Annotated in this window: 18 protein-coding genes; 9 read left to right on the top strand and 9 right to left on the bottom strand. The window is 51.7% G+C overall.

Annotated elements, in window-relative coordinates; genetic code table 11:
* Window positions 1-767: 767 nt before the first annotated feature.
* Genes guaD through ACFPPD_RS05405 form a run of 5 tightly spaced genes read right to left on the bottom strand, consistent with a single transcriptional unit; the run spans window position 768 to window position 7,555 of the window.
* Complete coding sequence (guaD, locus tag ACFPPD_RS05425; RefSeq protein ID WP_209746555.1) at window positions 768-2,132, bottom strand: guanine deaminase; 1,365 nt, start codon at window positions 2,130-2,132, stop codon at window positions 768-770.
* 13 nt (window positions 2,133-2,145) lie between these two features.
* A complete protein-coding gene (locus ACFPPD_RS05420) occupies window positions 2,146-4,479 on the bottom strand; it encodes a glycoside hydrolase family 3 C-terminal domain-containing protein (RefSeq protein ID WP_209746553.1) in 2,334 nt (777 codons plus the stop codon).
* A 31-nt stretch (window positions 4,480-4,510) separates the two neighbouring features.
* Window positions 4,511-5,797, bottom strand: a complete 1,287-nt coding sequence (locus ACFPPD_RS05415) for an ABC transporter substrate-binding protein (protein WP_209746551.1) — start codon at window positions 5,795-5,797, stop codon at window positions 4,511-4,513.
* A gap of 31 nt (window positions 5,798-5,828) precedes the next feature.
* Window positions 5,829-6,656, bottom strand: coding sequence for a carbohydrate ABC transporter permease (locus ACFPPD_RS05410; RefSeq protein ID WP_209746549.1), 828 nt, complete (start codon window positions 6,654-6,656; stop codon window positions 5,829-5,831).
* Window positions 6,653-7,555 (bottom strand): carbohydrate ABC transporter permease, encoded by a 903-nt coding sequence (locus ACFPPD_RS05405; RefSeq protein WP_209746547.1) that lies wholly within the window; start codon window positions 7,553-7,555, stop codon window positions 6,653-6,655. The genes ACFPPD_RS05410 and ACFPPD_RS05405 overlap by 4 nt, the downstream gene beginning before the upstream one ends.
* A 144-nt stretch (window positions 7,556-7,699) precedes the next feature.
* Here ACFPPD_RS05405 and ACFPPD_RS05400 point away from each other — a divergent pair, with 144 nt between their 5' ends.
* The 5 genes from ACFPPD_RS05400 (at window position 7,700) to ACFPPD_RS05380 (ending at window position 11,877) form a co-directional block, all read left to right on the top strand.
* Window positions 7,700-8,569: an AraC family transcriptional regulator gene (locus ACFPPD_RS05400; RefSeq protein ID WP_209746545.1), complete on the top strand. Its 870-nt coding sequence runs from the start codon at window positions 7,700-7,702 to the stop codon at window positions 8,567-8,569.
* Window positions 8,570-8,666: 97 nt separating this feature from the next.
* Window positions 8,667-9,719, top strand: coding sequence for a glycoside hydrolase family 43 protein (locus ACFPPD_RS05395; RefSeq protein ID WP_378081439.1), 1,053 nt, complete (start codon window positions 8,667-8,669; stop codon window positions 9,717-9,719).
* A 75-nt stretch (window positions 9,720-9,794) separates the two neighbouring features.
* Window positions 9,795-10,373 (top strand): hypothetical protein, encoded by a 579-nt coding sequence (locus ACFPPD_RS05390; protein WP_209746543.1) that lies wholly within the window; start codon window positions 9,795-9,797, stop codon window positions 10,371-10,373.
* Between the two features lie 76 nt (window positions 10,374-10,449).
* Window positions 10,450-11,046 (top strand): DUF1349 domain-containing protein, encoded by a 597-nt coding sequence (locus tag ACFPPD_RS05385; protein ID WP_209746541.1) that lies wholly within the window; start codon window positions 10,450-10,452, stop codon window positions 11,044-11,046.
* Window positions 11,047-11,058: 12 nt separating this feature from the next.
* The gene (locus ACFPPD_RS05380; protein ID WP_209746539.1) at window positions 11,059-11,877 is read left to right on the top strand and encodes an MBL fold metallo-hydrolase; all 819 of its coding nucleotides are present in this window, start codon (window positions 11,059-11,061) and stop codon (window positions 11,875-11,877) included.
* Window positions 11,878-11,988: 111 nt separating this feature from the next.
* Here the strand turns inward: ACFPPD_RS05380 and ACFPPD_RS05375 are convergent, their stop codons facing one another.
* Complete coding sequence (locus ACFPPD_RS05375) at window positions 11,989-12,279, bottom strand: ATP-binding protein (protein WP_209746537.1); 291 nt, start codon at window positions 12,277-12,279, stop codon at window positions 11,989-11,991.
* 952 nt (window positions 12,280-13,231) lie between these two features.
* Here ACFPPD_RS05375 and ACFPPD_RS05370 point away from each other — a divergent pair.
* The 3 genes from ACFPPD_RS05370 to ACFPPD_RS05360 all read left to right on the top strand — a co-directional run bounded on the left by ACFPPD_RS05370 (window position 13,232) and on the right by ACFPPD_RS05360 (window position 18,263).
* Window positions 13,232-17,158 (top strand): hypothetical protein, encoded by a 3,927-nt coding sequence (locus tag ACFPPD_RS05370; RefSeq protein WP_209746535.1) that lies wholly within the window; start codon window positions 13,232-13,234, stop codon window positions 17,156-17,158.
* Between the two features lie 193 nt (window positions 17,159-17,351).
* Window positions 17,352-17,672, top strand: a complete 321-nt coding sequence (locus ACFPPD_RS05365; protein WP_209746533.1) for a MazG nucleotide pyrophosphohydrolase domain-containing protein — start codon at window positions 17,352-17,354, stop codon at window positions 17,670-17,672.
* Between the two features lie 12 nt (window positions 17,673-17,684).
* A complete protein-coding gene (locus ACFPPD_RS05360) occupies window positions 17,685-18,263 on the top strand; it encodes an LOG family protein (protein WP_209746531.1) in 579 nt (192 codons plus the stop codon).
* 91 nt (window positions 18,264-18,354) lie between these two features.
* Here the strand turns inward: ACFPPD_RS05360 and ACFPPD_RS05355 are convergent, their stop codons facing one another.
* Together ACFPPD_RS05355 and ACFPPD_RS05350 are read right to left on the bottom strand one after the other, a co-directional pair.
* Window positions 18,355-18,456, bottom strand: coding sequence for a hypothetical protein (locus tag ACFPPD_RS05355; protein WP_378081487.1), 102 nt, complete (start codon window positions 18,454-18,456; stop codon window positions 18,355-18,357).
* Complete coding sequence (locus ACFPPD_RS05350) at window positions 18,431-18,940, bottom strand: aldo/keto reductase (protein ID WP_209746529.1); 510 nt, start codon at window positions 18,938-18,940, stop codon at window positions 18,431-18,433. Before ACFPPD_RS05350 ends, ACFPPD_RS05355 begins: the two co-directional genes overlap by 26 nt.
* Window positions 18,941-19,124: 184 nt before the next feature.
* Between ACFPPD_RS05350 and ACFPPD_RS05345 the strand changes: the two genes are divergently transcribed.
* Window positions 19,125-19,928 carry a phosphotransferase family protein gene (locus ACFPPD_RS05345; RefSeq protein ID WP_209746527.1) on the top strand — a complete coding sequence of 268 codons (804 nt, stop codon included), beginning with the start codon at window positions 19,125-19,127 and terminating at the stop codon, window positions 19,926-19,928.
* Between the two features lie 144 nt (window positions 19,929-20,072).
* Here the strand turns inward: ACFPPD_RS05345 and ACFPPD_RS05340 are convergent, their stop codons facing one another.
* Entirely contained in the window at window positions 20,073-21,254 is a 1,182-nt protein-coding gene (locus ACFPPD_RS05340; RefSeq protein ID WP_209746525.1) for a helix-turn-helix domain-containing protein, read from the bottom strand.
* Between the last annotated feature and the right edge of the window lie 2 nt (window positions 21,255-21,256).

Raw genomic sequence — 21,256 nt, 5'->3', positions numbered from 1 at the left:
CACGCGAAAGGTTCGGAACGAAGTTCGTTTCCGCGGCTTTTCGCGTTTTGATTATGTAGAGGGAGATTCGACGGATGGGGAAGGAGAGTGTGTGGCCGGTTTTGCTATGCGACAAGAAAGGCAAGCTGGCGGAGGGCAGCATTGGCCGGGCGCGGCAACCACTCGTAACGTGCAACGTGAAGCGCAGTTGCCGCAGATCGTGCAGGGAGTATATCATCGACACATTCGTAGAGGATAAAGAGGGATACTGGTACAATTGGAGGGAAATGTTCGATGCTACGCTTCTTGAGCGGGAGTTCTTCGAACACTACTCTTCGAACACTACTCTTCGAACACTACGATAAGGAGATGGAGGCCCGCATTCCTTATTGCGAGGGGCGGCCGTTGAATTCGATGGACGATCTGTTCCAGACTTCCGTCAGAAATGGTTTCCGACGACTCTCGTGAGATCTCCACCGTGGAACATGGGAGCGTATGTGGAGTTTACTTTCTCCCAAACGAAGTCCGTTACTTGTCGACTGCGAGGGAAAAGTCAGAGCCATCAATGTAAGGCCCTGTCTGGGCAAATGAGCGGGTATGATTAAATCAGATCCCTGCGCTATGGCCACTATGTTATAGGGAGAACGATAGTTCAGTATTTTGAAAAAAAACAGGACCCCCGGATGGAATCCAGGAAGTCCTGTTTTTTCGCCTATTTCCGCAACTGAGCAACTCGCGATCGTCAACTTAAGAGGTCATTTGGCCGGATGCGCGACGAGGTTGGTTTCTTAGTTGTCCGGAGCGCGGGAGTGCACCTTCTCGCCTTGTACCCATACTTCGCGGATATGTTCGGGGCGGGCGAGGTACATGATTTTCTGGAAGATGTCGTGCAGCGGCTCGCTGGCGCTGAAGATCGGCAGCTTCGCTCCCGGCATGGTCGTGTCGATGAGCTGCGCGTCCCAAGCGTGACCTTCCGCGAGCCGGCCGATCGGCAGGCTTAAGCTCTCGCCGCCGCCAGCCGTCGCCAGATAGAAGGCTTCGTCGATCGTGATTCGGGATTCAGGCACTCCGCGCCGCCCTGGCGGAAAGGTCGCGTTCACGCCGTCTTCCAGCATGCGGGACGAGATGACGGCTTGCCGCGCGTTGTCGAACAGGCTGGGGGAGAACCCGCCCGAGAGATCGGAGCCCAAGCCGATCTCGACACCTCGGTCCAGCCAACGCGCGATCGGAATGACGCTGTTGGCGAAGTAGGCGTTGGAGATCGGACAGTGGCTGATCGCCGTGCCTGTCCTGGCGAACAGAGCCGCGTCCTCGTCGTCGAGGAAGTTGCAGTGCGCCATGACGGACTTGTCGCCGAGCAGTCCGAATTCGCGAAGCGCAAAGGCGTCGTGCTTGCCGAATCGCTCCCGGACGTAACCATGAGCCCAATCGCTCTCGCTGCAGTGCGACTGAATATGCGTATCGTGCCGAGCGGCCAATTCGCCCAGCCCCTTCAAGGCTTCGTCGGTGCAGCTCGGGATAAACCGGGGCGTGACGACCGGGTATACGCCCTGCTTGGCGGTCGGGGCCAACCGTTTGACGGCGAGGATGAATTGCTCGGTATCCGCGAGCGCCGTCTGCGCGTCGGCATCCCGATAATACTCGGGCGTCTGTCCGGGATCGTCCATGACGACTTTGCCGATCAAGCCGCGCTGTCCCCTCTCCGCGCAAATCTCGGCCAGCAGCAGGCTGGCTTCCTTATGGATCGTCGCGAAGTAGAGCGCGGTCGTCGTCCCGTTTGCGAGCAGCGTACCGACCAGGTCCCGGTAAACTTCTGACGCAAAGCTCAAATCGGAAAACTTCGCTTCCAGCGGGAACGTGTACGTATGAAGCCAATCGGACAATGGAATGTCCAGCGCCGTGCCGGCCTGCGCCCACTGGGGAGCGTGTACGTGCAAATCGATGAAGCCGGGCAGCCAATATTGCCCCGGGGCCAGGCGCTGGACGGGATTCGAATCCCGCACCGCTTCATAGTCGGCATCCCCGGGAGGCAACACCCGCTCGATGATGCCGGATTCATTGATGCAGAACAGATGATCCTGCAGAATGGCAACTTCTTTGGGGGATCTGCTCGTAAACGCCGTCCCTTGAAAAACCCGCGCAAAAGTGTTCATATTTATCGCAGTATCATTCCTTTTCGGTGCTCTCAAGCTCGGCATTGATCCGCTGTACGACTTCCTCCATCTTCTCGTACGTGATGACTCCCGCCGAATTCATGTCCATATAGGACTGAATTCCCCAGAAAGCCTTTTTTAACGCTTCATCCAGCTTGTCATCTACCATGTCCGGCGTGATTAAGCCGTTCTCGACCAGGAACTGGTAAAAGGTCTGTTTGGCCGCCTCGGACTCGAACAACTCGGTAAAGCCGCTGTCCGTTCGGACCTTCGAAACATAGCTGGCCGGGTTGACCACTCGAACGTCCGCCGTCAGCCGGATATCCCGGCTGGAAGCGCCGATCCGAATCGCATACGCCGACGTCTCGGCCACCCATTTACCGAATTCGGGGTTGTACAAGGCGAAGTCCCGTTCCTTGAGCTCCAACGTGACCGTCCGGGTCTCCCCGGGCAGCAGCGCCACTTTGGCAAACCCCTTTAGTTCCTGCGGCGGCCGGGGCAGCTTCGACTGCGGCTGCGCCAGGTAAAGCTGCACGATTTCCTTCCCGTAAACCGGCCCTGCATTGGTAACGTCCACGGACACCTTCAGAACGCCGGGAAGGTTCAATTCCGTATGCGACAGCACTAGATTGCCGTACTCGAACTGCGTATAGGACAGTCCGTAGCCGAACGGATAACGGGGAGCGATTTGCTTCTTGTCATAATAGCGATATCCGACATAGATTCCTTCGCTGTAGTGCAGCTCCGTCTGATTGCCCGGGAAACTCAGAAAAGCCGGCGTATCGCTTAATTTCTCCGGTATCGTCACGGACAGCTTGCCGGAAGGATTGACTGCGCCGAACAGGATCTTGGCCAGCGCCTCGCCCATCCCTTCTCCGCCGAACCAAGTCTCCACCACGGCCTTCGCCCGATCGGCCCAAGGCATAGCTACCGACTCTCCGTTAGCCAGAATCAGCACCGCGTTCGGGTTCGCCGCACAGACGGCTTCGATCAGCCTCTCATGCCCGGGCTCGATGTTCATATCCGTGCGGTTATAATCGTCGCTCTCCTCGGGCAAGTAGGCGCCTGCGAAAACCAGAACCGCGTCGGCTTCCCGCGCGATCGCCGTGGCCTCGCTCAGCAGCGACGGATCGGCGTCGCCATGGGAGGAATAGCCGGACGCATAGAGGAGCTCTATCTGCCCTTGGCACAGGCTGCGGATGTGATCCAGCGGGATGTCCACCTCGCGGGCGTTGACGATCGCGCAGCCCGTACCTTGATAGAGGGGCTCGGCGGCCAGCCTGCCGACGACCGCCAGCTTCTTGATCTTGCCGGAGCTTAACGGCAACAGCCCGTCCTCGTTCTTGAGCAGCACGATGGATTCCTCGGCGGCCTCCCGGGCGAGTCGGTGATGCCGGGCATAATCGACTTCGGGCAGCGGGCTGAATCGCTCCGTCAGACGGCCGACGAGCTGCAAAATATGCTTAACCCGAAGGTTGAGAAGCTCTTCGTCGAGTTCCCCGTTGAGTACGGCTTCCTCCAGATAAGCGGACGAACTCAAGGATAACGGCATCTGCAGATCGAGCCCCGCCCGGGTAGCGGCGACAATGTCCTTGATCGCTCCCCAGTCGCTGACGACGACTCCGTCGAACCCCCACTCCTCGCGCAGAATTTGGTTTAGCAGCAGCGGATCTTCGCTGGTCTGCACTCCGTTAATCTTGTTGTACGCGCTCATAATGGTCGTGGGCTTGGCCTTGCGGACAACCCGCTCGAAGCCGGCCAGATAGATTTCGCGCAGCGCCCTCTCCTCGACGGTGACGTTCACGCGCGTTCGTTTGGTATCCGAATTGTGGCAAGCGAAGTGTTTGGGCGAGGTGCCGACGCCGTTTGCCTGTACTCCGTTCACCATGGCCGCCGCCAGCTCGCCTGTCAAATAAGGGTCCTCCGAATAATATTCGAAGTTCCGGGCCGTCAGCGGATGCCTGCGGATATTCATGCCGGGACCGAGCAGCAGGTGGATGCCCAGCCGCCGGCATTCGTTCGCGATCGCTTGGCCGATCTCGAAGATCAGCTCCGGGTTCCAGGAGCAGGACACGGTCGAGGCGGAAGGGAAGCAGGTCGCCTCGTGGGTCATCGCCAACGCCTCTTCGCTGTCGAAACTCCCGCTGATCGACTCATAGAAGGATGCTTCCCTATGAACATCGGAACCTTTCTGGAACCGAACGCCGCTGGAGCCGTCGCTCATCAAGATGGAGGGGATTCCTAAGTCTTCAAGCGATTTTGTCCTCCATAACCCGTCTCCCGTACATAGCATCACCTTATCGTGCAATGACATCCGACTTACCAGCTTGTCCAATTCGCTGTTCATGCTCTTCCTCGTTTCCTTCCGATGCCGATCTTTATTTTACAAGCCTGTCCCATTCATTCTGCAATTCTTGCAAGAAGCCGTCCGTATCCGCTTTGCCCGCTACAAGCTTCTGCACCGCTTCGCCGAAGGCTTGCGCGACGCCGTCCGGATAATAAGAATTGTAGGAGCCGTATACTTTGCCTTCCTTCACATAGCGGGAGAGATCCGTTCCCAGAGAGCCGATGTCCGCATCGTTAGCCGTAAAAGTGCTAAAGGCCGGAATCATCTTCATATCCTTGGTGATATGGGCTTGGCCCTCGGGCGTGGTGACCAGCCAATTCATGAAGTCTTTGACTTCTTGCTTCACTTTGGAATTTTTGCTGATCGCCCAATAGCCGGTCACGCCCACATACAATTTGTCGTTCTCATCGGCCTTGTCATTGACCGGAAGAGGCATAAGCCCCATATCGGGACCTTTATTCGCGCTGTCGAACGTCGGTTGCAGCCAGTTGCCGCCCAGCGTCATGGCCGCATCGCCATTCACCATCGCGGTCGTCTGGGCGTTGAAGTTGGTGCTGAGCCCGTTCTTGCCCTGACTATAATCGTACTTGATAAATTCCGCTACTTGCTTAAAAACGTCGTTGCCTACGAAGGTAGACGAACCGTCATAGAGTCCTTTAATAAAGGCCTCCGGGTCCGGCTGGCGGGCGATCCCCATAGTCACCAGGAAGTTGCCGGCTTGGTACCAGTCCATGTAGGCCCCGATCAACGGCTGAATGCCGGCGGACTTCAATTGATCGACATCGGTTTTGAGCGCGGTCAGCGTGAGGGGCACATCCGTAATTCCCGACTTCTGGAAAAGCTGCTTGTTGTATATATAACCGTAGCCTTCCACCGATACCGGCATCCCGTAAACTTTACCGTCATCGCCGGTAATGCCTTTTTTGGCGATATCGATCATGTCCTTTGTCCAAGGTTGATCCGAAATATCCTCCAGCTCGGATTGCCACAGCTTCAAGTCCTGATTGCCTATAATCGTAAAGACGTCGGGCAATTCACCGGAAGCCTGCTTGGTCTTTAGTCCCGTCGAATAATTGTCGCTGATCGAATCGATTTGGAATTGCACGTCCGGATGAAGCGCCGTATAGGCTGCCGCCGTTTTTTTCAGCGCCTCGTCAATTTCGATTTTCGACTGATAAATATGGATCGTCTTGACGGCGCTTGCCGATGAAGCGCTCGCCGTCGCGCCTTCCTGCGATTGTTCTCCGCACCCCGCCAGCAGCAGCGGCGCTCCCAAAACGGCATATAAAACCGAGCGTGACTTGTTTGTTCTCTTCATTCTCCAAACCTCCCGTTTTTTTTTGTAAAACCTAACCTTTGACAGCGCCCGCCATGACGCCTCCGACAATCCTCCTTTGCAGCAGTACGAAAACAACGATTATCGGAAGCATGCTCATGGATAGAGCAGGCAGGGCGACATCCCAACGGCTGTTATACATGCCGAACAAGCGGTTGACCGCGAGCTGAACGGTACTATGCGTCTCGTTGTTCAGCAGGACTAGCGGGATCATAAAATCGTTCCATACCCAGAACATGTCCATGATGAACACGCTGAACGCCGTCGGCGCAAGCAGCGGGAACGCGATTCGGAAGAAAATGTAGATCCTCCCGCATCCGTCCACTTGGGCGGCTTCTTCCAATTCATAGGGGAGGGTCTTCACTCCGCTTCGGATCAGAAAATAAGCGAAGGCAAAACCGATGCCCCAATAAGTCAGTACCGCGCCAAAGAGGGTATTGTTCAGATGCAGGAACTTCATTACCCGAACGAGCGGAAGCATTATCGTCACGAAGGGAATCAGCACCGACAGCATAATCAAATTACCGAAGATGCGGGAGTAGATCGTAGGATGCCTCTCCGACCAATAGGCGGTCATGGTGGACAGAAGCAGAATGCCGCATACGGCGCCGAGTGCGAGGATCGCCGTATTTTTGACCACATGGGGAATGTTCAGAACCTTCCAAGCTGCGGTATAATTATCGAATTTCCATGCCGACGGCAACCCGAGAGGATCGGCGATAATGGCATTGAGCGGCTTGAAGGAATTCATGAACATGATCCACAGCGGGGCGATGAATAGGAGGGCTCCCACCGCCGCGAGCAGAAATCCGATCGATGTAGACAGGTGTCTGCTCTTCATAGTAGCTGCTTCTCCTTCCGCTGACTGATATACATCTGGACCGAAGTGAACGCTAATATGATCACGAAAAACACGAACGCTTCAGCAGTGGCAAGCCCGTACTTATTGTTGGAAAAGGCGTCGTTGTATATGTTCAAAGCCATCGAAGTGGTCGAGCCGTAAGGGCCGCCTTTGGTTAGCGACAAATTGATCTCGAACATCTTTAAGGCGCTGGACAACGTCCAGAAGAGGGCAACCGTCATATAGGGGAGACAAAGAGGCAGTTTGATCCGTAGCAGCGTGTGAAGCGAGCTGGAGCCTTCTACCTTGGCGCTCTCGGTCAGCTCGGAGGAAATACCGCTCAGACCGGCAATCATAATGACCATGACATACCCCGCATTTTGCCAGACATTGACGATGACCAAGGCGGCGAACGCGTGGTTTTCCGTCCCCAACCATTGTTGCGTCAGGAAATTCAGATGCAGCTTGTCGCCGATCGCCGGAAAGCCGGACACGAATATAAACTGCCAAATAAATCCGAGAATCAATCCGCCCATCGTCTGCGGCAAATAATACGCGGCCCGCATCGAGCTCTGGAACGGAAGCCGAGAGGTCAAAGCGACGGCCAGCAACAGCCCCAGCAAATTGATGAAAAATACGCTGACGACCGTCAAACGCAAGGTGAACCAGAGGGAATCCAGAAATCTGACTTTGCCGGAGAAAATATCGCGGAAATTGTCCATTCCGACGAATCGGATGTCATTGGATATGCCGTTCCAATCGGTAAAGGAATAAACCAAGCTGATGGCAAAAGGAATCGCAACGACGATCAAAAAAATAACGATCGAGGGGCCCAGAAACAAAACATGGTCGCGCAGCATGCCGTTGTTTCTCGTCTTCCTCCGCTGCCTCATCATCATGCGAAAGACCCCTTTATTTTCCTGTGTCATGTTTTATTACATATACTTTACTTGCTTAATTTCATTATATAAAATGGAGATCAAAATTCATTGCTTTTATTAGCCCGTTTATAGCAATAAATTGATATTTCCGAGGTGATAGCGTTGAACTACGATCACGAAAATATAAGAGTTCCCGAAGGTTTCCTGGCTTGGATGTATTTGCATTCGGAAAATGGGATATCTATGGTAAAAGAGCATTGGCATCGTAGTTTGGAATTAACGTTAATGCTTGAAGGTGAGAGTATATACCATATCGATGGAAACAAAGTTGTCGTTCAAGAAAAGGAATTGATTCTGATTAATAGCGGAGAGCTGCACAGCTGCCAGGTTCTTGAATCGCAAGCATACGAGGCGATGACCATTATTTTTCCGTTCGATTTGCTGAAGCAGGCCAATCCGAATATTGAAAAATATGCCTTTAGCTTAGACGTTGCGTCTCCGGACTATGCGAAGCTGGTTACTCTGTTTATGGAAACATACCCGTTATTCAAAAAGCGGGCTTCCGAACCGTTTTACCAGTTAAAATTAAACGGCGTTTTTTATGAAATTTTGTATATTCTGATGCACGGCTTCATGACTGAAAAAAAGCCTTCCTTGACCTTTAAATCCCAAAAATACTGGAACCGCTGCCAAATGATCATCCAATACATCGACGATCATTATAACGAAACGCTTACGCTGGACTTGCTATCCCGCGAATACGGGATTTCCAAGGAGCATTTGGCACGAACGTTCAAGGAATATATGGGATCCACCTTCAAAAAGCATCTAACGCGCGTAAGGCTGTTCTACGCTTATCAGCTGATGGTGTACACCGATATCTCTTTGTTGGAAATCGCAATGAAGGCAGGCTTTAATGACAGCCGTTCCCTGATCAAGTGCTTTAAGGACGTGTACGGAATTACCCCGCAAAAATACAGAAAAACCTCGGTGGACCACCACATTCTACGTCATAAGCGTTATATGTCGTGACAGCCGTGGGGCATAAAAAGGCGATAAGGGGCATAATGACAGCAGGATCTCATGAGATTGGATCCTATGTGAATGATCAAAGAGGTGGATCGGTGAGATGCAAAAGATATTGCGATTGCTTACTTACGTGCTTCTTATGTTGCCTGTAATCGTTATATGCAGCTTCATTGGCCAGAAGGGCGCTGATCACGAAGCGTTGGCTGTGACGAAACCCGAATATAAGAATCCGATTATTAAGCAGCGCGCCGATCCTTGGATATACAAGCATTCAGACGGCTACTATTATTTTACGGGATCGGTTCCGGAGTACGACCGAATTGAGCTACGCCGTTCGAAGACGATTCAGGGCTTGGATAAAGCGCAGCCCGTCGTTATCTGGACGAAGCGGGAAAGCGGCCCATTGAGCAAGCATATATGGGCTCCCGAGATTCATCGTATTGATGGCAAATGGTACATCTATTTCGCGGCAGCGCGAGTGGATGCGCCGTTCGATCACCGCATCTACGTACTGGAGAACGATTCGGAGAATCCGATGTTAGGAACATGGGTCGAGAAAGGTCCAATCAAGACGAAGTGGGAAACGTTCTCGATCGACGCGACTACTTTCGAGCATCGCGGCAAACGGTATTTGGTGTGGGCGCAGAAAGACCCGAATATTTATGGAAATTCGAATTTATATATCGCTGAGATGGAAAATCCATGGATAATAAAAGGAGAGCAAGCGATGCTGTCGAAGCCGGAATTCCCGTGGGAAATCATCGGTTTCTGGGTGAATGAAGGTCCGGCTGTGCTGAAACGTAACGGAAAAATCTTCATTACTTACTCCGGCAGTGCAACGGATGCGAACTATGCGATGGGAATGCTCATGGCTGACGAGTCAAGCGAATTGCTGAATTCGGCTTCCTGGGGTAAATCCAAATCGCCCGTGTTCCAAAGCAACGCGGAAACGGGACAATACGGACCTGGACATAACAGCTTTACGGTTACCGAAGACGGCAAACGGGATGTGCTTGTATACCATGCCCGTAATTATAAAGAAATCGTAGGCGATCCGTTATACGATCCGAATCGGCATACGCGCGCCCAAGTATTTATCTGGAACAAGGACGGTACACCGAATTTCGGAGTGCCTGTAGCGGACAGTCGCTAAGGAAGCTGTACAAAAAGCGCGGAGAATCGTATGAGACGATTCCGACAATCATTCCATCTCAGGAATCTCCTGAAGTTGGTATCCTTCAAAGATATCGATCAAGATGGCAAAAAAGATGTTATTGTGTTGGCCGATTACTTAACCGGCCCAGGTTCAGAGGGCAATGTTCCATTTACGGTTCCAACGGTATTTATACAGAAGGATAAGGAGTTTATCTCGGATCTTGATTTGGATAGCAGCCTTTACTCCTCTGGGGACATAACCATGGTCAGTGACGTTGTTGCTTATTTTAAGAAGAAAACTACCCAAGAAGAAGTAAACATCCGACTGTGTCGTAAAGTGCTGGCCCCTAACATGGAAGAAGGAATGATTGAGGAGACTTATGGTGGCGGAACAATGTGGGGGCATAACGGTAACAGAGAAATCGGATTCTTAAAATATTACATGAACAAGTATGTGAAAATGAAGCAAAAAGGCGCTGCAGCCTCCTCTCCAAAGGATGTTAAAGAGGCAGAGAAAGAATTTGATGACGAATTACAAGGTTTAAATACGGAAATTCAGAAATTCAAAAAACTAACCTCTGAAAAAGACGATGCAGGCCTGCTCTTATTGAACCATTTGGTGGATCGAGTGGGTTCTTCCGTCAATGAGTAGTACAATGGAAGAGGCGAAACAAACATTTGCTCTCGAAAATTGGCACAAATACACGTAATAAAAGGAGTGATAGGCATTGAATTTGTTTGATCGGTGTTTTGAAAAGACTTTATGCCAGGAATTGAAATGGATGAACGAGCCCGATACTTGGAGCTTTAACGCGAACCGATCATTGGAGATCACTGCGCCTTCAAAGACGGATTTTTTCATAGATCCATCAGGAGAATCGGTTAGATCAACCGCGCCGTTTCTTTATACTTTGGTCCACGGAGATTTTAATATGGTAACAAGGGTCGGCGCGGAGATGAAAGCTCCCTATGACTCCGGATGTTTGATGGTTATGTCGGATGATCGCCATTGGGCGAAAATTTGTTTCGAGTATTATGAAAACAAACCCACCATTATAAGCGTTGTCACAAATAACAATTCGGATGACTGTATCTCGTGCAAGGCGGAAGCGAGCAAGCCCTATCTCAGAATAGCCAGAGCAGGGAACTGCTTTACCTTTTATTATTCGGAGGATGGACAAAAGTGGGAATTCATCAGATATTTTGGACTGGAATGCCAGGAGGAGTTAAAGGTGGGCCTTGTTGCGCAATCCCCGACTGGGGAAGGTTGCCGAGTCACATTTGATCAATTGGTCATTAACCAAAATATAACCGGGAACCCATAAAGCCGGAATCTAATGTTCCCTGACCGTCCGATTCTGGCTGCTATCGTCGGATCGAAGCGAACGCTTCTGATGGATGCGGGCAACTCGCCGGCTCATGCCATGCTTTTCCGGGAGGGGCTTGCAAAGCAAGGGGTCAGGCCGCCTGACCTGCTCGTTCTGACTCACTGGCATTGGGATCACTCGTTCGGCATGTCCGAGTGGGGCATTCCTTCGATCGCGCATACGGAAACGGCCCAAGCCCTTCGCAAATTAAAGGGCTTGGATGGGTCTGATGACACGTTGGAATCGTTGGTGAAGAAGGAAATCATCAGCGACAGTTCAGTCGCCCACATCAAGCTCGAGTACGGGGCGGATCGCCGGATTCAAGTGATTGAGCCGGATATCGTATTCGAGAGTCGCCTTAGCATCGATCTTGGCGGCGTCGTCTGCGACATTGAGCACGTAGGTGGAGACCACGCGGAGGACTCCTGCTTACTGTACGTGAGAGAGGATCGAACGTTATTCCTCGGTGACGCGTTAGGACCGTCGGTCTACGGCGGCCCCCGCTCTTACACAAGCGCCAATTTTCTGAGGCTGATCCGCCGTATGTACGAATATGATGCCGAGATTTATGTCGAATCCCATGGAGAACCCGTCGATAAGGAGGCTTTTCGTCTGGATATTCGAGATTGGGAGCACTTGGCCCGACTGGTGGAGCGCTTCGGCAGCGACCGGGAGCAAATCGCCCGCGAAATGGCGGCTTACCTGAGGGCAACCGCGCTCCCGCTCGATTTCGTGCAAGCGATCGAGTGGTTTATGGTCGGGCTTGAACTTAGGGACCCGATTCGGTGACTAGCTTGGAAATGGGGACGCGAATGATCTTCGAGAAGTAGATGGCTTGCCGCTTCTACACGCCATTGCAATAATTCGGAGAGGAGGGCGGTCATCTATACGTTGCCTATCCTAAGAAAGGGAATAAAGTCTATCCGACTTCGCGACATGCTGATCATGCCAGTCGTTTGCTTCAGCCGGACTTCCTCCCATCTTCACCATCAAACCTCTGGAGATGGATAGGCCGAGTCCGGAGCTGAGCCCGGACCGGGACTCGTCGGCCATATAAAAGCCATTGAACAACAGCTCAGGGTCCGATCCGCGAAGGTGCGGAGCGCTGTTCGCCAGTGACAAGACAGCCGTTCCCTCCTGCACGGCGAGGCCAATATCCAGTTTTCCGGAGGCATGCCGAATCGCGTTCACTCAAGGCTGCGGACCTCTTTTTTGACCAAAAGCAGTCGGAGCAGGCAGAACACTGCCGCCGCGACGGATAATGCTGCGATGGCGATCGGCATGTTCTGTTCCTCCTTTTGTTATTTGATCTCTTTGCGTTGGAAGACGGCGATCCCGATTCCTACGAACGCGATTGCGACCAGAATGGGAATATAAACGGATTACGCGAAGTCGGAACCGCTCATAGACGAGTCGGCATAACGATTGATAAGGTTAAAGATAGAATACTTATAGAGCGTATCGACGAACGGAATGAACTTGCCGGCCGCGATATCGAAGGTATTGTTAAGCCGAGAGCGATTTATCACTCATAGGAGTCTCGATTATGAGGTGCAGATTTATATTGCCAATAAGTAGACAACAAGGGACGCCGGATTTCGGCGTCCTTTGCTTTAGAGTGTCAGAAAGTATAAGTTTTCAATTTCCTTTGTACTCATCTGATACCTACGCAAAGCTGCTTCAGCGTCTAAGTACGACGAAGGCGTGTTTGCTTGTTTGGTGAAGTGCGGAAAGTCGTACAAAGTGGCGTTCGAGGTAGTCCGTCGTAGAAGTTTTGTTCGAAATATCGTACAAAGTGGCTTGCGAGGCAGTCCGTCGCAAAGTTTTGTACGAAATATCGTACAAAGCGGTGAGCGAGGTAGTCCGTAGCAAAGGTTTTGTACGAAATATCGAACAAAGTGGTGAGCGAGGCACCCCGTCGCAGAAGTTTTGTACGAAATATCGCACATAGCGGTTTATGCAATCGTTCGATTCAATACGTCCAAGGACGTCGGAGACGTTTTTGCTTGCCCGAAACTTGCCGTTACAGATAACGCATTTTTGTAACGGGAGTAACAGAATTTTGCAAATGCGCCATGTACAATGAATCTCAATGCAGTGTATTTACGAGGCATAGATCCTATACGCAAAAGGAGATTCATGTATGTTGTTGCAACGGTTCACGCAAGCAAGGCCGGCGAAGCTGATTTTCGCCATCGTACTCATCGCCGCCCAGCTTTTATCTTTCTATCCTATTGGAAAAGCGAACGCGGCTTCCGAAATTTCCGCGAAAGTCGAAGCGAGCGCTCAAACCGCAAAGCCCGGCGACACCGTCACGTTAAATGTCGCCGTTGCCTCCGCGATTACCCGCTCGATTCACGTTCAGTTCCAAATCGTCGGAGCGAGCGGAGCGGCGGTCTATCAGAAATGGCTCACCCAGCTGCCGGTAACGGCAGGCGCCACGACGGCATATCCGGTCGAATGGGTCGTGCCGGACAGTCTTCCGGCGGGCAAATATAGCGTCAGCCTTGGTATTTTCGGGGCGGATTGGGACCGGATGTACAGTTGGGATTCGGGCCTTGCGCCCGTAACGATTCAGTCCGAATCGGCGCCTCCCGGATTTACCGCGACCGTCGACGCCCCGTCCGCGGCCGCGGCGGGCAGCACCGCCGCGGTCACGGCCAACCTCGTCAGCGACCGGGCGGCCAGCGCTTCGGCGAGCATGGCGATCTTCGACGCCTCGAACGCCAAAGTGCATGAAGAATCGTTCGCCGGCTTGGCCTTCGCGGCTAACGCCGCCAAAGCCGTCACGGCCCAATGGAACATCCCGGCCGATGCGGAAGCCGGCTCCTATCGGATTCAATTGGAGGTGACCAGCCCGGACGGCGCGCAAACCTATTACAGCCATCCGAGCCTGGCGTCGCTTCAAGTGAAGAAAACCGATCCGGCGGCATCCGCCGCCTACGTTACCCGTGCCGTAGCTAGCGCATCGAGCGTAAAAGCCGGCGAAACCGCCGCACTAACCGCGCGAATTACGGCCGACAAAGACGTGTCCGTACTGATCGACGTCGTCGTTAAAGATCCGTACACGAACGCTCCGATCGCGCAAGCGGTGTTCGATCGTCAAACGCTGACCTCCGGCGTCCCGCTAGAGCTTCCCGTGGCTTGGAACGTTCCCGCGAATACCGCCACCGGACGTTATCCGATCGAAATCGGCATTTTCGGAAACAATTGGGAAGGTCCTTACCATTGGAACGCCAGCGCCGGGTCCGTGCAAGTGACGGACGGCTCGTTGCCGCAAATCCAGTTCGTCTCCCAGGCAACCGTCGCCCAGCAGACGATGAAAGCGGGAGCTAGTCAAACCATCACGGTCACGGCCGCAAGCAACGCGGCGACTACCGCTTTCGTCAACGTGAAAGTCGTGAACGCCCAAGGCCAAGCCGTCTTTAGCCGGGACTTCCCGGGCGAGTCGTTCCCGGCGCAGCAGCAGAAGAGCCTGATCGCGGATTGGGCGATTCCTAGCGATGCGGCAGAGGGAGCGTATACGGTCGAAACGACCATTTATAACGCCGACCGATCTCAAATTCTCTTCAGCAATGCTTCCGCCGCGCAGTTCGCCGTGGAAGCCGGCTCTTCGGATCCGGATCAGCCGGACAACGGCGCCATCGCGAATTGGACGACCGGCGCAACGGTAGCGGCATCTGCGGAAGCCGGCTATCCGGTCACCGTTACGGCTAATGTCGTTAGCGACAATTACGCGAAAGCGCTGGTGGACGTTGAGATTTACAACGCGCAAGGCCAAGTCTATCAGTATTTCCTGGACGATCAATATTTCAAGCCGAACGTTCCGAAACAGATTCCGGTGACTTGGAACATCCCGACCTCCCAGCAGCGCGGTCCTTATACGGTGAAGGTCGGGGTTTTCCAAGCGGGTTGGAAAACGGAATGGGGCCATCATCATTGGAACGATAGCGCCGCAACCTTCGAAGTCGACTGGGGAGTCATTCCGGACATTACGCATGCGAGTACCGTAGCCTTCGATTCGATCGAACCGGGCCGGAAACAGACGATCCATACGCAATTGACGAGCAGCGAGACGCTTCCGGCCGCGGTCAAGCTGGAGCTGCTGGATTCGGCGGGCAACGTAGTCGCGGGACAAGAGTTCGCGGATTCGTCGTTCGTCATAGGCGTAACGAACGATTATACGCTGGAATGGACGCCGTCGTCCGAAGCCGTAAACGGCGAGTACAATCTTCGGGTTTCCGTCGCCAAATCGGACGGGGTGCGCGTGTTCTACAGCAATCCGGAAGCCGCGCGATTCGAGCTGACGGGCGGCATCGATCTGGCTTACGCGCTTTCCGCGACGACGGCCCAGAACGAGATCAGCGCGGGACAGACGCTGCGGGTCAATGCCCGCGTAGGCAGCACGGCTCCGTCCGTCGTGTCGATGAAGGTCGACTTTATCGACGTGCTGACCGGCAAGTCGGTCCATAGCGAAACGCTGCGGAACCAGCCCGTGTCCGTAGGCCAAGAAGCGGCGCTGAATATCGATTGGAAGCTGCCGAAATGGATCCGGATGAACGAAGCGAAGGTACGTTCCGGCGAGGAACCGATGATCCAATACGTATTGGACGGCGATTACAAAGTCGACATCGAGCTTTATAACGCCGACATGACCTATAAGATCCTGAACCGGGAAGGCGCGGCTTCCTTTAAGGTCGTATCCCCGGTCGAAGCGGCCGCTCCGCAGCCGGCGGTACCGCCGACGCTGCCGAATACGTTGAAGCTCGGCGTATTCGCGACGAACAACGACGATTACGGTCTGACCGGCTGGATGCCGGAAACGGGACTGCCGTGGGATCTCGCTTACCGCTACCTGAACGGAGGCGTCAACAACAAGGAAGGCTGGACGGCGTGGGATCAGTACAACGTCGGCGACTGGCAAGGCGCTTATGCTTACAGCTACGCGAAAAACGCGACCGATCGCGGCTACACGCCGGTATTGACGTTCTATGAAATGCTGCAAAGCATTTCCGCCGACTGCCTGAACTGCGATAGCGACGAAGCGAAAGACGATATCATCACCTTGAACGACGAATACACGATGCGCTCTTATTTCGAAGAATTCAAGCTGCTCATGCAACTGATCGGCACGGGCAACTACAACGGCAAAGCGGGCATCGGCAAAACGGCGATCGTCCACGTCGATCCCGATCTGGCCGGTTACGCGCAGCAAGCGGTATTGGACAACAACCGCTGCTATGGACAATGCACGGACCAAGGCAACAACCCGGCATTCCTGAAAGCTGCGGTATCCAGCACCCGGATGCCCGAGCTCGCCGATCTGCCCGATACGTTCCAGGGCTACAACTGGGCGCTGCTCCGTCTGCGCGACTTGTACGCGCCGAACGTCATTCTGGCTCCCCACGTCAACAGCTGGGGCACGATGATCGACGTCGGCCGGGACACGAACCCGGATTTGGATGTTGCGGCGTTCGGCAAGCTGGCGGGCGAATTCGCTAATCAGAGCGGCGTGCAGACCGTTCCCGCGGGCATCAAGCCGTACGATTTCATCTTTAACGACATCGACGACGACGATGCGGGCGGACCGAGGGGCTACTGGCTGGACCGCACCAACCTGACGCTGCCGAACTTCCATCGTTGGGAGCAGTTCGTGAAAGCCGCATCCGAAACGACCCGCAAAAAAGTGATGCTGTGGCAAATACCGGTCGGCAACCAGGTGTACCGCGCGATGGACAATACGCCGGGCCACTACCAAGACAATAAGGCGGAGTACTTCTTCGGGCATTTGCAGGAGCTGATCGATATCGGCGTTGTCGGCCTTATGTTCGGTCATGGTCAGCCCGGCTCGACCTCGCATTACAACCGGATGGACGACAACGGCAAAGACGGCGAAGCATCGGAAGACTACTACAATCCCGAGCCGCAGACGTTCTCCTCCGGCTGGGGAGACGGCAGCGTCCATACGAATGACCGGATTGCCGATTCTACCGACGACGACGGCGGATATCTGCGCATGCAAGCCACGGAGTACTATAAGCATCCGATCCCGGTTTCGAATCAGTATTAGTAGACGACAAGAGGCGGTCTCCAAAGGTCTATCAGACCTTGGAGACTGCCCTTTTAATAATCAGTGGCTAATTTGTCTCACCCGTTCGTCCAGCGGGAGAAGTCAGTTAAAGCGTAGAGTGGGAATTCGTATTGAAAAAGGAATGCTATAATAGTAACAACTCTTTAGAAATAGCTAATGGGAGGAAACTTTTATGAAAGAGTCGGAAAATCAAGTTTGGATACAAAATTTTTATGATCAGCGTGGATGGTCCAACTACGGTCCTTTTGAAAGAATTGGATTCCTAATGGAGGAAGTTGGGGAAACGGCAAGAGCAATCAGGGCAATTGAAATCGGAAGAGATCGACCAGATGAACATATCAAATCCAAAGAAAAATTAAAAATGGAATTAATCGAGGAGTTAGGGGATGTCTTGGGGAATGTATTTATCTTGGCAAGCATGTATAATATTGCAATTGACGAAATTTTAGAAGTACATAAAAATAAGCTTAACAAGAGATACATCAAAGAATAGAGAGGAACTTTTATGAAGAGGGTATGTGTATTTGCTGGATCAAACGTTGGATTAAGTTCTGAATATGAACAAAAAGCGATACAATTAGGAGAATTAATTGCTTCAAAAGATTTTGAGTTAGTTTATGGCGGTTCAAAAATAGGTCTTATGGGACGAGTTGCTGATGCGGTATTAACTGCCGGAGGCAAAGTCACTGGCGTAATGCCCCGAAACCTTTTCAAAGGCGAAATGGTCCATTCCGGTTTAACGGAATTACATGAAGTTGGAAATATGCATGAAAGAAAAGCCTTAATGTCGGAACTAGCCGATTCTTATATTGCATTGCCAGGCGGGTTAGGAACATTTGAAGAATTGTTTGAGGTAATCAGTTGGTCGCAATTGGGCATTCATAAAAAACCAGTCGGAGTCTTAAATGTATTAAGCTTCTATCAACCCATCGCCGAAATGCTTAAACAAGCAGTTAAATCGGGGTTCATGCAAGAAACAAACTTGGGGTTGGTCATTTTCGAAGAAGAACCAGAACTTCTAATTAATAAAATCATCAATTATATACCACCAAAACAGGTCAATAAGTGGAATGAACTCACATAGAGATAAAAGTCGCCAATGTGGCGACTTTTATTGCTTTACCATAATTATAAGGCGAACCGTATTACACCATGGCCCGAGCTTGCCGGGATCCTTACGCGATCGCATTCGGACGGTCGAACTCCGCTTGCGTGAGCGTAATGTCCGAAGCCCCGGCACAGTTGACGATGTTAGCGCTGCGGCTTGCACCCGGAATTGGTATGATGACCGGGGAAAGCTGAAGCAGCCACGCAAGCGCGATCTGCTGCGCCGAAGTCGGCAAGAGCGCCTATAGAATCGGCAAACGTCACCTTCGGATCGGGATGGTGAAACTGGTACAAGTCGATCGATTCTGTGCCAAGCGCGCGCAAGCTGGCCTCGCAAGCTTCCTTTAGACGCTCGGGACGCCCGTCGAATGCCCAGCCGCCGTCAGGCCGAAGAAGACCGCCTTTTGTCGTAACGATTACATCAGGATGATCCTTGAGGGCCTTGGCGATAACGCGTTCATTGTGGCCCATCTCGGATGTATTCAAACAATAGGAATCCGCTGTATCGAACAAGGTGATGCCTGCTTCCAGCGCATGATGAATCGTGGCAATCCCGTCTGCTTCCGAGGGCCGGCCCGTAATCGAAAGCGGCATGCATCCCATGCCGGTCTCGCTGACAAGCAATCCGGTTTTACCGATTTCCCTTTTTCTCATCCCTATTATTCCTCCTTAGTGGCGGCCACAACAGATATTGGTTACAATAGTTATACTACTATAATTTGGAAATGCGAACAATTCGTAGTTGGCGTATTTTCTCGCTAACATGCCTCGTTCTTGGAACAGTGGGTTGTCCTCGACAGCCTTGCTCGAACGTTTGGGTTAATAAGGAGGGGCGACATTGGAAAAAGGTGCATTGATAGGAAAAGGTATGAGTGCTGAAGTCTTTGAATGGGGGAATCATCAAGTTTTAAAGCTTTATTACGATTGGTACCAGCCCGATTGGGTTCGTTATGAAGCCGAAATCGGTATGGCAATTAAAGAAGCGGGGGTACCTGCTCCAAGTGTTTACGAGATGTTGGAAGAGGGAGGCCGGAGAGGTCTTCTCTACGAAAGAATCCCAGGGTCGTCCATGTTTACCATGATGCAAGCTTCCCCTTCTAGCATTTTAAAGTATGCAAAAGAAATGGCACGACTTCATCTTAGCATTCATCAATGTTCCACGGCAAAGCTCCCACGCCAAAAAGATAGGTTGGAACAAGCGATTCATGAGGCCAAAGATATATTGGAAGAGAAAAAAGAGATCATTTGTAATTTCCTTCGAACATTACCGGAAGGTAATTGGATATGCCATGGCGATTTTCATCCCGACAATATTTTAATGACGAAAAACAAATCAATTGCGATTGATTGGACTAACGCAAACATTGGGGATCCGCTGTGCGATGTGGCGAGAACTTCCTTAATGTTTCTTTCCCCTTTTAATCCCCCGGGAACACCTTTAGTCATGACTATTCCAATTCGTATAGCTAAAAGAATATTAAACAGAGTCTACTTGAAAGAATACTGTAGGCTAGCAAATATCAGATTCGAAAGCATCAATTCCTGGATGTTGCCTGTAGCGGCTGCTAGGTTACGAGAGAAAATCCCCGGAGAACAAAAGTGGCTTTTAAACCTTATAGATAATCGGCTAAAACAGATTTAGATACGTCGGATTAAAAACGACCTATCGCAACAAATACAGCTAACGCGAAGAAGACGATGTTCACGCCGATTTCTCGATATTCCTTACGTTTAACATGGAGTAATGCGCCGAGGCGCCTTTTGATTTCGCCCTAAAGGCGATTATTTAATAAATGGATTCCTTAATCCAGTCGCCGTCTAATAAAGAACTTCGCATCATCGGAAGATTTAGCTGTTCCACGGCAACGTGCAGAAAGCTATCGTTAATGTAGTGATGATCGTTATTATTCGCTATCGGATAAGGAACAGGATAGTAATGCATTCCGATATTCTTTAATGTCTGCAAGTCGCGGTCATAGATAGCGGCATCCCATCGAATGATAGAGAGTACATGAAAAACAACTTCCAGCGGGAAGTCGGTTACGGATGCTATTAGTTTCGCAACGAATAAAGGGTTGGTTCGGATTAATTGATGAGCTTTCAGGTGAGCCCTCAAATAGGCATTCACGACCTCATTATTATGATTTGCCCAATGATCCTCGGCAACGATCCCCGAAAGATAATCATCGTCTGCCCCTTCGATCGGAACAATTTTCCCTGTTTGATTATATTTGACGAGAGTCGGAAAAGGCTCGCACATGACGCCCGCGTCAATCTGCCGATAATGGATATCCATCATGGTTTCATTTAAGCCTTGGTCTAATAGTTTAATCCCGTCGATTTCAGCGCCTAATGATTTATATAAGCGATACCATGTACTTGAATGTTTGAGCGTTGCGATTGAATAAGAAGAAAGATTCGAAAGGTCATGGATCGAAGAATGATTGGAGACGACCAGCGAAATCCCGTTGTTTTTCTTGCTCTTCCCATCAAAAGCAAGTAACTTGGCTCTGAAATTCGGAAGAAACATATTTATTTTATATAAGTTTGTTAAAGGATAATCTCCAATGGATGCGATTTGTATTCTTCCCGCGATCATTTCCTCTATTAGCTTGGGGCCGTTTGAGGCTTCATACCAATGAACGGGGACTGGAGAAGGGGAGTTCGACAGTTCGGATTCCAGCCACTTTAATTCTTTGATGATCAGGGAACTCCATAAATGGGCATTGAATTTCTGATAACCGATCGTGACCGATTGCGGTTGATTGGCTTTTTGATTTTCATTGCGAGAGGTATGAGAATGGGCTTGTACCCAGAAAGCCAGCCGATCTCCGTCGATAAAAACGTCTTTGCCGATTTTGATAAAGGGAAGTCCCTTCTCCTTGCGCCAACGGTTAAGGGTAGTACGGCTAATTTGCAGCAGATCGGCGGCTTCATGCAAGGTGAGCAAATTTAACGGCTTCTTCAAGC

It is taken from the genome of Cohnella suwonensis, assembly GCF_042655365.1.
GTDB classification, from domain to species: Bacteria; Bacillota; Bacilli; order Paenibacillales; family Paenibacillaceae; genus Cohnella; species Cohnella suwonensis.
The sequence above is the reverse complement of the archived record's forward strand: the minus strand, read 5'-3'. Positions and strand labels throughout refer to the sequence as shown.

What these genes read in the sequence shown, in the direction of transcription:
- ACFPPD_RS05405 (WP_209746547.1), bottom strand. Translation starts at nt 7,555, where the DNA reads ATGATGATGAGGCAGCGGAGGAAGACGAGAAACAACGGCATGCTGCGC.
- ACFPPD_RS05360 (WP_209746531.1), top strand. Translation starts at nt 17,685, where the DNA reads ATGAAGAGGGTATGTGTATTTGCTGGATCAAACGTTGGATTAAGTTCT.
- ACFPPD_RS05410 (WP_209746549.1), bottom strand. Translation starts at nt 6,656, where the DNA reads ATGAAGAGCAGACACCTGTCTACATCGATCGGATTTCTGCTCGCGGCG.
- ACFPPD_RS05350 (WP_209746529.1), bottom strand. Translation starts at nt 18,940, where the DNA reads ATGAGAAAAAGGGAAATCGGTAAAACCGGATTGCTTGTCAGCGAGACC.
- ACFPPD_RS05370 (WP_209746535.1), top strand. Translation starts at nt 13,232, where the DNA reads ATGTTGTTGCAACGGTTCACGCAAGCAAGGCCGGCGAAGCTGATTTTC.
- ACFPPD_RS05395 (WP_378081439.1), top strand. Translation starts at nt 8,667, where the DNA reads ATGCAAAAGATATTGCGATTGCTTACTTACGTGCTTCTTATGTTGCCT.
- ACFPPD_RS05365 (WP_209746533.1), top strand. Translation starts at nt 17,352, where the DNA reads ATGAAAGAGTCGGAAAATCAAGTTTGGATACAAAATTTTTATGATCAG.
- guaD (WP_209746555.1), bottom strand. Translation starts at nt 2,132, where the DNA reads ATGAACACTTTTGCGCGGGTTTTTCAAGGGACGGCGTTTACGAGCAGA.
- ACFPPD_RS05420 (WP_209746553.1), bottom strand. Translation starts at nt 4,479, where the DNA reads ATGAACAGCGAATTGGACAAGCTGGTAAGTCGGATGTCATTGCACGAT.
- ACFPPD_RS05415 (WP_209746551.1), bottom strand. Translation starts at nt 5,797, where the DNA reads ATGAAGAGAACAAACAAGTCACGCTCGGTTTTATATGCCGTTTTGGGA.
- ACFPPD_RS05380 (WP_209746539.1), top strand. Translation starts at nt 11,059, where the DNA reads ATGTTCCCTGACCGTCCGATTCTGGCTGCTATCGTCGGATCGAAGCGA.